Origin of the sequence: Streptomyces sp. NPDC059994, from assembly GCF_042737755.1 — a bacterium.
GTDB lineage: Bacteria > Actinomycetota > Actinomycetes > Streptomycetales > Streptomycetaceae > Streptomyces.
In genome coordinates, this window is record NZ_JBHWUR010000168.1 from 1 (window position 1) to 11122 (window position 11122).

General features: G+C 69.7%; 9 protein-coding genes and 2 pseudogenes. 7 read left to right on the forward strand and 4 right to left on the reverse strand.

Going from position 1 to position 11122, the window contains the following annotated elements; translation table 11 throughout:
- Nucleotides 1-91 precede the first annotated feature (91 nt).
- A pseudogene (locus ACFWA7_RS38380) lies at nt 92-580 on the reverse strand (Na+/H+ antiporter); the annotation flags it as partial.
- Between the two features lie 264 nt (nt 581-844).
- Here ACFWA7_RS38380 and ACFWA7_RS38385 point away from each other — a divergent pair.
- Nucleotides 845-1315 (forward strand): annotated as a pseudogene (locus ACFWA7_RS38385) (sensor histidine kinase); the annotation flags it as partial.
- A 110-nt stretch (nt 1316-1425) separates the two neighbouring features.
- On the opposite strand, the gene ACFWA7_RS38390 reads toward ACFWA7_RS38385, so the two are convergent.
- Nucleotides 1426-3375, reverse strand: a complete 1950-nt coding sequence (locus ACFWA7_RS38390; protein ID WP_385827799.1) for an amino acid transporter — start codon at nt 3373-3375, stop codon at nt 1426-1428.
- A 249-nt stretch (nt 3376-3624) separates the two neighbouring features.
- Entirely contained in the window at nt 3625-3831 is a 207-nt protein-coding gene (locus ACFWA7_RS38395; RefSeq protein WP_385827801.1) for a hypothetical protein, read from the reverse strand.
- 96 nt (nt 3832-3927) lie between these two features.
- Here ACFWA7_RS38395 and ACFWA7_RS38400 point away from each other — a divergent pair, with 96 nt between their 5' ends.
- The 6 genes from ACFWA7_RS38400 to ACFWA7_RS38425 all read left to right on the forward strand — a co-directional run bounded on the left by ACFWA7_RS38400 (nt 3928) and on the right by ACFWA7_RS38425 (nt 10054).
- Nucleotides 3928-4734: a DUF4118 domain-containing protein gene (locus tag ACFWA7_RS38400; RefSeq protein ID WP_385827803.1), complete on the forward strand. Its 807-nt coding sequence runs from the start codon at nt 3928-3930 to the stop codon at nt 4732-4734.
- Nucleotides 4735-5167: 433 nt separating this feature from the next.
- Nucleotides 5168-6490 carry a hypothetical protein gene (locus ACFWA7_RS38405; RefSeq protein WP_385827805.1) on the forward strand — a complete coding sequence of 441 codons (1323 nt, stop codon included), beginning with the start codon at nt 5168-5170 and terminating at the stop codon, nt 6488-6490.
- 265 nt (nt 6491-6755) lie between these two features.
- Nucleotides 6756-7271, forward strand: coding sequence for a hypothetical protein (locus ACFWA7_RS38410; RefSeq protein ID WP_385827807.1), 516 nt, complete (start codon nt 6756-6758; stop codon nt 7269-7271).
- An 83-nt stretch (nt 7272-7354) separates the two neighbouring features.
- On the forward strand, nt 7355-8203 hold the full coding sequence (locus ACFWA7_RS38415) for a DUF4097 domain-containing protein (RefSeq protein WP_385827809.1): 849 nt from the start codon (nt 7355-7357) through the stop codon (nt 8201-8203).
- Nucleotides 8204-8270: 67 nt separating this feature from the next.
- A complete protein-coding gene (locus ACFWA7_RS38420) occupies nt 8271-9269 on the forward strand; it encodes an ATP-binding cassette domain-containing protein (RefSeq protein WP_385827811.1) in 999 nt (332 codons plus the stop codon).
- Entirely contained in the window at nt 9266-10054 is a 789-nt protein-coding gene (locus ACFWA7_RS38425) for an ABC transporter permease (RefSeq protein ID WP_385827813.1), read from the forward strand. Before ACFWA7_RS38420 ends, ACFWA7_RS38425 begins: the two co-directional genes overlap by 4 nt.
- 98 nt (nt 10055-10152) lie before the next feature.
- On the opposite strand, the gene ACFWA7_RS38430 is transcribed toward ACFWA7_RS38425, so the two are convergent.
- Nucleotides 10153-10947 carry a GNAT family N-acetyltransferase gene (locus ACFWA7_RS38430; RefSeq protein WP_385827816.1) on the reverse strand — a complete coding sequence of 265 codons (795 nt, stop codon included), beginning with the start codon at nt 10945-10947 and terminating at the stop codon, nt 10153-10155.
- Nucleotides 10948-11122: the final 175 nt, after the last annotated feature.

An 11122-nucleotide genomic window follows, 5' to 3' on the forward strand; every position in this document is an offset into this window, starting at 1 on the left:
ATGCTGCGCCGGCTCACCCGAGGCGGCCCCGCTGTCAGGCACGGACCACGACCACTACAACGAACCCACTGAACACATCTCAAACACGGTCTCAGACGTCCGCCAGGCGCGCCTCCTCCAGGTCGAGTGAGCGCTGGAGGCGGCGGCGGGTGGTGTCGCTGATGCGGTGGTCGTCGTAGAGGCGCTGGAGTTCCGCGGCCTCCTCCAGGATCGGGTCGCGGCGCAGCTGGCGGTACACGTGCTCGGCGGACTCGGCCGCACTGTCGGGGGCGCTGAGGCGCTCGCGGGCGTGTTTCTGGCGGGCTTCGAGTGCGCGGCGCAGGCGGTCGGCGACGACCTCCGGCACGGCTTCGAGCTCCGCTATCTCGTTCAGGCGCCGCATTCCGGCGTCCGCGAGGTTCAGGCGGGCGTGCCCTTCCTCGCGTTCGGTGTGGTCGGGTTCGAGCGCGATCCCCGAGCGACGGACGACCGCGGCGAGCGAGAAGCCTTGGACGACCAGCGTCACCACGACCACGGACGTGGTCAGGACGAGGACCAGGGGGCGTCCGGGCAGGGTGGCGCCGTCGGCGGTGGCGACCGGGCGATCCCGGCGCTGCTGGAACGTACGCGCGAAACCTTCGGCATGGACTCCGCGGAACTCACCGAGAAGCCTGTGGTGGACGACGGCCGTGTCGTCCAGGTCCCGGTCGGCGAGCAGGCGCGTCTCGTGCTGCGCGGTCGCACCCTGCCGTCCTCCGAACGCAGGGTGCTGGCCGCATTCGCCGCGCATGTCACCGTCGCCGTCGAACGAGCCCGGCTCGCCGAGGTCGCCGCCGAGGTGGAACCGGTCAAGGCCGCCGACCGGATGCGCACCGCACTGCTCGCCGCCGTCAGCCACGACCTGCGCACCCCGCTCGCGGCCGGGTGGGCCGCCATCGCCTCGCTGCGCAGCCGCGACGTCGACTTCAGCGACGAGGACCGCGACGAACTCCTCGCCACCGCCGACGCGTCGATGGCCCGCCTCAGCCGGCTGATCGACAACCTCCTGGACATGAGCCGCCTCCAGGCCGGGGCGCTGAACCTGAGCCTGCGCGCCACGGCGCTGGACGAAGTGCTGCCGTTGGTCCTCGACGCACTGCCACCCGACGCGCCGGCCATGGACGCCCAGGGACTGGACGAGGCACTCACCGTCCTCGCCGACCCACCCCTGCTGGAGCGGGTGGTCGCCAACTTGCTGAACAACGCTGCCCGGCACACCCCTGCCGGGCAGCGCGTCCTGATCACGGCCAGCGCACTCGACGGACGCGTCGAGTTCCGGCTCGTCGACCGGGGCCCCCGGGATCCGCCGACGGTCCCGCGCGGGGAGGGAGAACCCGTGAACCGCACGGTGGTGAAGGACGGTGACCCCGATGTCCTGGTGGCGTTGGCGCCGTCGTCCCGCCCGGTTCAGCCGACGTGCACCCGGGGTCGGCGGCCCCGGTCGGGTTCCGCCTCGCGCAGCACCTCGCGGGTGACGGGGGCGACTTCGCCCTGGCCGAAGAGGAAGAAGCGGAGGAAATTGGCGAAGGGGCTGCCCTCCGTCCATTCGAAGTAGATGTGCGGGCGCTGGCCGGTGGTGTCACGTACGTGCAGGAGCAGGGCCGCCAGGGCGTTGGGGATCGACGAGCTCTCCAGGGTCAGTACGCGGTAGCGGCCGTGCAGCACTTCGCCGCGTACGTTCATGCGGGCCTCGAACTCCGAGGGGTCGCCGATGGTCACCTCCACGAAGACGAAGTCCTCCTCGGCCGTGAGGTCGTTGTCCTCGCGGATCTGCTTGATCTTGTCGCGGTATTCGGCGACGTCGCGCCGGTCCGGTTCGTTGGCGATGAAGCGGATCCGGCGGCTGGCGATGTCACGGACGAACCGCTCGGCCATGGTGTCCATCGTGATGTCGGTGACGCGCAGTTCGAAGGCGCGGGCGAGGCGCGACAGGAGAGAGATGAGGATGATGCCCGCGATGAAGCAGGCGCCGATCTTCACACCGTCGGGGCGCTCGATGACGTTCACCACGGTCGTGTAGAGGAAGACCGCGGAGATCACGGCGAAGGCGATGGTCCAGTTGCGCTGGTGGGCCTTGCGGGCGGCGATGGTCACCGCGATGGCGGCGGAGCTGATGAGGACCAGGACACCGGTGGCGTACGCGCCGCCCTGGGCGTCCACGTCGGCGTCGAAGATCCATGTGACCAGGAAACCGACCAGGGTGAACACGAGCACCATGGGGCGCACCGCGCGCGCCCAGTGCGGGGCCATGCCGTAGCGGGGCAGGTAGCGGGGCATCAGGTTGAGCAGCCCGGCCATGGCCGAGGCGCCGGCGAACCAGAGGATGGCGATGGTGGAGGCGTCGTAGACCGTGCCGAAGGCGTTGCCGAGGTATTCGTGCGACAGGTACGCCAGCGCGCGGCCGTTGGCCTTGCCTCCGGTCTTGAAGTCGTCCTCCGGGATGAGCAGCGTCGTGATGAAGCTGGTGGCGATGAGGAACACGCTCATGATCACGGCGGCTGTGGTCAGCAGTTTCTTGGTGCCCCGAATGCGGCCGGTGGGCTTCTCCTCGGTGTCGCCGAGGTCGCCCTCGACGTGCGGCATGACCGCGACGCCCGTCTCGAAGCCGGACAGGCCGAGCGCCAGCTTCGGGAAGACCAGCAGGGCCACGCCGACCATGGCGAAGACGTTGCCGTGCTTGGCCGTCAGCGCCGTGGACCAGTCGGTGATCACATGCCCTTGCGTGATGACGTGCCAGAGTCCCGTCACCACGACCACGACGTTGAGGGCCAGATAGAAGCCGACGAGGACGACGGCCACCCCGATGGCTTCCAGGAAGCCCTTGAGGAACACCGCGCCCAGCAGGGCGACCAGCACCAGGGTGATCAGCATCTGCTTGTCGTGCAGCGCGTCGTTCAGGTGGGGGTTCTCCACCAGGTGGGTGGAGGCGTCCGCCGCCGAAAGGGTGATGGTGATGAGGAAGTCGGTCGCCGCGAAGCCGAGCAGGGTCAGGACGAACAGCTTGCCCTTCCAGAACGACAGCAGCCGCTCCAGCATCGCGATCGACCCCTCGCCGCGCGGGCTCTCCTCGGCCACCCGCCGGTACACCGGCAGGGCGCCCGCCAGGGTGACGATCACGAGCACGATCGTGGCCACCGGTGACAGCAGCCCGGCCGCCAGCGCGGCGATGCCCGGCTGGTAGCCCAGAGTGGAGAAGTAGTCGACACCGGTCAGACACATCACCCGCCACCATCGCTGCCCTTTGTGGGCGAGTTCGGGCGGAGCCTGGGAGCCGTGCGCGGGCTTGGCCATGTCGGACAGCCCCTCCAGCATCCACTCCCGCAGGCGACTCGTGCGGGTGTGGTCGGCAGCGGCCATCGGCGTGCTCCTGACGTACGGCGATGCGAACAGTTCCGGCCATCAAGGAGACGGCGGCACCGGCGTATGCAAGGAGTGATCCACAACCCAAGGCTTCTGCGGGCAGACGAGATCCGTCTCCGCGCCAGCCGTACTGCCGCCGTCCTCCGCGTGGTCTCCCCTACAGCGTGCGTGCCCGGACGGCTTCTGGCGATGGGCTGCCGCCGAACGGGTTCACATGGGAGGGCCGTTCTGTTGCTCCGTACCCGTTCAGGACAGCGACAGCGTCAGCTCGTACGGCTGTTCCTGGCCGCCCCGCAGGAACGTGATCCGGAGGTGAAGGGTGCGCGCGGCGGCGGGCAGCCCCGGCTGCCCGGAGACCTCACCCTGGGTCCGCGAGCCATCCGGGGCGAGGCCGAAGACGCCACCCCAGTCGGTGTACTCGTTGCCCAGGTCGTCCTCGGCTGCGATGAACAAGAGGACCTGGTTCTCGCCGTCAGGGCCTTCTGGGAGCGGAGGGGTGATGGAGTACGCGATGGCGGCAGTCGAGGACGGGGAGTGCCGGAGGTGGCCATGTCCGGGATTTCACTGCCAGGGTTTGCGGGGCGCCGCTCCCCGCCCGCCCGGCTCGCCGTTCCGCCGCGCGACCGGCTCGCGCTGGCGGCGGCCGTCGTCGGCCCGTTCGCCGTTACCTGCGTCCTCGTACCCTTCCGTACGCACCTGGCGAACACCAACCTGGCGCTCATCCTCGTCGCGGTCGTGGTGGAGGTGGCCGCCAACGGGCACCGCGGGGCTGCGGCGCTCGCCGCGCTCTCCTCGGCCGCGTGGTTCGACTTCTTCCTCACCCACCCCTATGAGCGGTTCACGATCTCCAGTGGCGACGACATCACCATCGCCGTGCTGCTCCTCGCCGTGGGTCTTGCCGTCTCGCAACAGGCGACACGGGTGCGGCGCCTGAAGGCGGTCACCGTCACCGACGCCGACCAGCTGGCCCGCATCCACAGAACAGCAATGCTCGCTCAGAGCACGAGGTCCGCCGACGCTGTCATCGAGCACGTCCGCACCGAGCTCACGGAACTGCTCGGCCTGGACGGCTGCCGCTTCGAGTACGGGTCGCTGCTTGGCCACCCGCCGCAGCTCGGGCAGGACGGGGACATCACCACCACGCGCGGCAGATGGGACGTGGAGCGCCGGGGCTGGCCGCAGGAGGAGGTGGAGCTGCGCGCCACCGGCAAGGGCCACTACTACGGCCGGTTCATGATGCGGCCGGGACGGGGCGAGGTCGTACCTCTGCAGGCCCGTCTGGTTGCGGGAACCCTGGCCGGGCAGGTGGGCGCGGCGCTCGCCGACGCCGAGGCGGGGTCGGTTCGGGAGGGCTGAAGCCCTGTTTCGCCGTGGCCGGAAGCCTTCGCCATCAGGTACGCGTTAAGCCAAGGCTCCTGGGCGTCAGGGACCCGTCAACGTACGCGATCAATCGAACTCCCGCCCCCATGCTGGTGTGACACGGGTTCGTACGAACGGCCCGTGGCGTGAGGTTGGAGGGCGAGTGGCGATCACCGCCGGTGCCGGGCAGCGTCAGGGAGCGGGGGCCCCGGCGGCTGCTGAACCAGACCCCGCGTCGGCCGTTCGTCACGGGGGCCACCCGGGTTCGCGGTCCGGAGGGGGGCCGCGCAGAGGACAGCCGTGGCGACGGTCTCCCATTGCCGTCGCCCGGCTCGTCCGACTGCTGAAGTACGCCGTCGAGCGTTACTGGACCACCACGCCCGGCCGACTTCGGCTGGCCCGCGCGGTGTGTCTCGCACTCGGTACCGGATTGCTGATCCTGCTGGTCGTCGCCGCCACCGCCGCTTCCGGCACGTGGAACGCGATCGCGCACCGGGACGCGCCCCGCACCGTCGCCGCCACCCAGCTCAACCTGGCGCTCAACGACATGGACGCACAGGCCGCCAACATCCTTCTCTCCAGAGGCGATTCGGGCACCGACAAGGGCCGTCTCGACGAGTCGTACGTCAAGGCCCAGGGCTTCTACACCGACGCCCAGCAGACCATCAGCCGCTCCCTGCGCACGCTCGGCGCGGCGGCCGAGGGCGACAAGGCGACGGAGGACACGGTCGTCGCCCTGACCGACACCTTCGCGCAATACCAGGAGCTGATCGGCCGCGCCCTGGAGAACGACGAGCACCCCGGCGGCAAGGACCTGGCCCGCACGGACTATGGCCGGGCGACGGACCTGCTCTCCGCACATCTGCTCCCCGAGGCCCGAAAGCTCGTGGACACCAACAACGCGGTGTACGAGCACGAGTACGTGACATCGCGCTCGGACCTGTCCGTGCAACTGGGCGCCGAAGTCGTCCTCGGGCTGCTGTTGGTGGCCGACCTCGTTGTTCTCCAGGTCCGGCTCGCCCGCCGCTTCCAGCGCGTCTTCAACCCGGCACTGCTCGCGGCGACGCTCTGCGCCTTGGTAGCACTTGTGTGCGGGGGCCGGCTTCTGACCATCTCCGCGGACCAGCTGAAGATCGCCCGGCATGACTCGTTCGACTCGGTGGTCGCGTTGTCGCGGTCCAAGGCACTGGGCTACGACGCCAACGCGGACGAGAGCCGCTTCCTGCTCGACCCCTCGCGCCGGACGGGGTACGAGTTCACGTTCTTCGACAAGTCGCAGAAGCTGTACGGGATCGAGGACGCGAGCCTGGACACGTACGCCACGAAACTGGCCGAGACCTGGAGTGCGTACGAGCGCGACCACGCGGACAAACAGTTCACCGGCGAGTACCGGCGCGAACTCGACAACATCACCTTCCCCGGGGAACGCGAGGCGGCCGAGAAGACCGTCGAGGCATACGCCGTCTACCAGAAGGACGACCGTACCTTCAGGCGACTGATCGCCCAGGGCAGGCTGCGCGAGGCCACGGAGTTCTGTATCGGCTGGACGTCCGACACCTCCAACGCCCACTTCGGGGCCTGGATGAAGGCCCTGGACCGGGTGACCGCGATCAATTCCGCGCACCACGAGAAGGCCATCACCACCGGCCGGGACGCTATCGGCACTCAGGCACCCGCAGCAGGCGGCGCGTTGCTGCTCGCGGGCGCACTGTTCGTCGTCGGACTACGGCGGCGGCTCGCCGAATTCCAGTGACGGCTCATTGACGCCGAGCGCGGCGTGCAGGGGCAGGCCACCCCCTGCGACATCCCATGGCGTTACGTGGCGCCGGGTGGCGCCACCCGGCGCCATTTCGCGACCCAAGCAGCGCATGAGTGCGCGTGGCATCACAATGACTCAGGCTGCCCTCTTGGTATTTTCGCAGGTCAGGGTAGGTAGCTCTTGGGCAGTCCCTAGGGCGCACGACCTGATGTGCCATTGAGGCTTGCGAGTGACACCATAGTGGTGCCATTATGACGTCATGGACCTCACCCCGTATGTCGACAACCTTCGCCGCGAACTCGCGGTGGCCGCCGAAGCGGGCGGCGAAGATGCCCGCGCACTGGCGGAGAGGCTCACCGCTCCGCTGGAGTCGGCGACGCGGCTGACCATGCTCAACGTGCTCTCCGCCGCGATGGACGAGGTCACCCGCGAACTCGCCCCCGGCTCGGTCGACGTACGGCTGCGCGGGCTCGACCCCGACTTCGTGGTGACGCTTCCGCCCGCCAACGGTGCCCCGGTGGAGCCGACCGCGCCCGTCGAACCGCTCGCGGCGCAGGTGCCCGCCGACGGTGACGAGGGTGGTACCGCCCGCGTCAATCTGCGTCTGCCGGCTCACCTCAAGGCGCGCGCCGAGGAGGCCGCCGGCCGCGAGGGCCTTTCGGTCAACGCGTGGCTGGTGCGGGCCGTGGCAGCCGCGGTGGACGGCGGTACGCGGCCGCGTACGACGGAGAAGGCGCGCGCCATCGGACAGAACTTCACGGGCTGGGTGCGCTAGCCGCGCCCTGCCCGCCCCCAGTTCACTCACCTCACGTCCCCACCAGCGGGGACGCCCCGACTACCCAAGAGGACGGGACAGCCATGCCTTCTTTCGACACCCCCGAAGCGATCTCCGCCACGGCGCACGTGGAGGCCGGTTCCATCCAGTTCACGGCGGGCGACCGCCTCGACACCGTCGTCGAGGTGCGGCCTCGTGACCCGAAGAGGGACCTGGACGTACGGGCGGCCGAGCAGACCGAGGTCACGTACGCGAACGGCGCACTGACTGTCAGGACGCCCAAAGGAAATCTGCTCGGACTGGGCCGCACCGGCACCGTCGACGTGACGGTCGAGCTGCCCACGGGCTCGCGTATCGACATGACCGGCGCCTGGGCCCAGGCGCTCGGCGAGGGCCGGCTCGGCGAGGTCCGCGTGAAGACCTCATCCGGCGATGTGCGCCTCGACACCACCGGGCCGCTGCACCTGAAGGCGTCACACGGGTCCATCACCGTCGACCGTGTCGAGGGCACTGCCGAGATCACCACCAGCTCCGGCAGCCTGCGCGTCGGCACCGTGGACGGCTCCGCCGTCCTGAAGAACTCGCACGGCACCACGACCGTCGGCGCCGCGACCGGCGAGCTGCGGGTGAGCGGCGCCAACGGGGACATCGACATCGCGCGCGCCGAGGACTCGGTCACCGCCACCACCGCCCACGGCACCCTGCGGGTCGGCGAAGTGGCTCGCGGCACGGTGCAGTTGGAAACCTCCTACGGCGCGATCGAGGTCGGCATCCGCGAGGGCACGGCCGCCTGGCTCGACGCCAGCTCGGGCTCCGGCCAGGTACGCAACACGCTCACCGCGTCCGAGGCCCCGGAGGAGACCGAGGACACCGTCAAGGTCCGCGCCCGCACCCGCTACGGCAACATCGACGTCCGCCGCGCCCGGACCTGAGTGTCTGAGTAGCCGCCCCGCAAACCCCACTCACCCAGTCACCTCACCCTTTGAACGGGAGGGCTCCATGGCTTCATCTGTCATGCCCACGTCCAGGCGGGGCGATGGTCCGCAGTCGCCCGCCGCCGTCTCCACCGTCGGTCTGCGCAAGTCGTACGGCGACAAGACCGTCCTCGACGGCATCGACCTGCGCATCCCGGCCGGGTCCGTGTTCGCGTTGCTCGGGCCGAACGGCGCCGGCAAGACCACCGCCGTGAAGATCCTGTCCACGCTCATCTCCGCCGACGGCGGCCAGGCCCAGGTCGCGGGCCACGACGTTGCCACGTCACCGGACGGAGTGCGTGCCGCGATCGGCGTCACGGGGCAGTTCTCCGCCGTAGACGGCCTGATCACCGGCGAGGAGAACATGCTCTTGATGGCGGACCTGCACCACCTGTCCAGGAGGGAGGGGCGGCGGGTCAGCGCCGAGCTGCTGGAGCGGTTCGACCTCACCGAGGCCGCGAGGAAGCCCGCGTCCACCTACTCGGGCGGGATGAAGCGCCGCCTGGACATCGCTATGACGCTGGTCGGCAATCCGCGGATCATCTTCCTCGACGAGCCGACCACCGGTCTCGACCCGCGTGCCCGGCACAACATGTGGCAGATCATCCGCGAGTTGGTCTCTGGCGGCGTGACTGTCTTCCTCACCACGCAGTACCTGGATGAGGCCGACGAGCTCGCCGACCGTATCGCGGTGCTGAACGGCGGCAGGATCGCCGCCGAGGGCACCGCCGAGGAGCTGAAGCGGCTGATCCCGGGCGGACACGTGAGGTTGCGGTTCTCCGATCCGTCCGCGTACGAGTCCGCCGCCATCGCGCTGCGTGAGGTCACCAGGGACGACGAGTCGCTGTCGCTGCAGATCCCCAGCGACGGCACCCAGCGCGAACTGCGCTCCATCCTCGACTGGCTGGACTCCGTCGACATCGAGGCGGACGAGCTGACCGTGCACACCCCCGACCTCGACGACGTGTTCTTCGCCCTGACCAGCTCCAAGCAGCCCAACCACCCCAAGGAGGACGTTCGATGAATTCCCTGACTCTCGCCGTACGCGACTCGTCCACGATGCTGCGACGCAACCTCCTGCACGCGCGCCGCTACCCTTCCCTCACCCTGAACCTGCTGCTCACCCCGGTCATCCTGCTGCTGCTCTTCGTCTACGTCTTCGGCGACGTGATGAGCGCGGGCATGGGCGGCGGCGCCGACCGCTCCGCGTACATCGCCTACGTCGTGCCGGGCATCCTGCTGATGACCATCGGTGGCACCGTGGTCGGGACCGCGGTGTCCGTATCCAACGACATGACCGAGGGCATCATCGCCCGCTTCCGCGCGATGGCGATCCACCGCGGATCAGTACTCATCGGGCACGTCCTCGGCAGTGTGGTGCAGTCGGTGATGAGCGTGATCCTCGTAGGCGCCGTCGCGGTGGCCATCGGCTTCCGCTCCACGAACGCCACGGCCCTGGAGTGGCTGGCCGCGTTCGGGCTGCTCGCGCTGGTCGCTCTGGCGCTCACCTGGATCGCGGTCGGGATGGGCATGGTCAGCCCGAACGCCGAGGCGGCCAGCAACAACGCGCTGCCACTGATCGTCCTGCCGCTCATCTCCAGCGCCTTCGTCCCGGTCGACGCGATGCCGGGCTGGTTCCAGCCGATCGCCGAGTACCAGCCGTTCACCCCCGCCATCGAGACCCTGCGAGGCCTCCTGCTCGGCACCGAAATCGGCAACAACGGCTGGCTCGCCATCGCCTGGTGCCTGGCGCTCACCGTCCTCGGCTACTACTGGTCGAAGGCGGTCTTCAACCGCGATCCGAAGTAGCCGGAACGGCAGCGCGGGCCCCCTTCCGCAGCTCGTCTCTCCCAAGGGCGGCGTACTCCGACAGCGCGTCGGCGTACACCGCCCATCCGCATGCGAAGTCACCCCGTCCGGGCGGTAACGCGGGTGTTCGTGATCCCCCGGGACGCTGCCGGCCCGGTCGCATGGTGGACGTACTCCCGCTCCAGACGGAAACCGGCCGTCCACGCGAGCAGGCGGCCGGCCCGGTTGTACCGGGAACACGTCCAGCTGGCCGTACGGCCGCGGGCGGAAACGTCGGCACAGTGGGCGACGATGCAGCTGAGAGCGAGTTGTTGGCGGCGGTGGCCGGGTGCGGTGACCACGGCGATGTCCTCGTACCGGCTGCCGAGGAAGTAGGTACAGGCGACCGCGAGAAGGCGGTCCCTGTGGAAGGCACCCCAGGCGTGTCCGGAGGTGGCGAGCCCGCCGGGGCTGCCCCAACTGGCGTGGATCCAGCAGGACTCGGTGTCGAGCGCGGCCAGTGCCTGGGTGTCGGCTGCGTTCATACGCCGCACGGTCACCCCGTGCGGGGGCCGCGGCGCCTCCGGCTTCTCGCGCTGGATGTACGCCATCCGCTCCCAGGGCACGACACGGTCGAAGGAGGCGCCGAGCAGCGGTACGAACTGGGCCGGGGCCTGCACGTAGCGGCTAGCCAGTGGGGCCAGCGCGGCGGGAGTCACGGCACCCGGGTCCCCGCGCAGGAGGACATGGCCCGCGCAGGCGACGGCGACCGCGCGGGGTCGGTCGGCGCGGTCCACCCACAGGCGGCCGACCTGGGTTGCGAGAGTGTGCTCGGCCAGGGCTGTCGCCCCCGCAGAGGCACGGGGAAACCAGCGGGCGGAGGCGGGGAGTTGGTGTATCGGCAGCTCCAACACGGGAGTCCTCCTGCTTGGGGAAATGGGTGGAGGTGGGCGTTCCCCGTTTGGCTCGCCCGCCCCTCGCCTCGTCGGCTGGACTAGGGCCTGTGTGATGTCGTGATCAGTTCCTGGGTTCTACCCTCTTCGTGGGGTGGAACCCGGTAGGACTGTGGCCGTGACGCGCAGGCAACTC

What these genes read in the sequence shown, in the direction of transcription:
- ACFWA7_RS38400 (WP_385827803.1), top strand. Translation starts at nt 3,928, where the DNA reads ATGTCCGGGATTTCACTGCCAGGGTTTGCGGGGCGCCGCTCCCCGCCC.
- ACFWA7_RS38410 (WP_385827807.1), top strand. Translation starts at nt 6,756, where the DNA reads ATGGACCTCACCCCGTATGTCGACAACCTTCGCCGCGAACTCGCGGTG.
- ACFWA7_RS38415 (WP_385827809.1), top strand. Translation starts at nt 7,355, where the DNA reads ATGCCTTCTTTCGACACCCCCGAAGCGATCTCCGCCACGGCGCACGTG.
- ACFWA7_RS38420 (WP_385827811.1), top strand. Translation starts at nt 8,271, where the DNA reads ATGGCTTCATCTGTCATGCCCACGTCCAGGCGGGGCGATGGTCCGCAG.
- ACFWA7_RS38390 (WP_385827799.1), bottom strand. Translation starts at nt 3,375, where the DNA reads ATGGCCGCTGCCGACCACACCCGCACGAGTCGCCTGCGGGAGTGGATG.
- ACFWA7_RS38425 (WP_385827813.1), top strand. Translation starts at nt 9,266, where the DNA reads ATGAATTCCCTGACTCTCGCCGTACGCGACTCGTCCACGATGCTGCGA.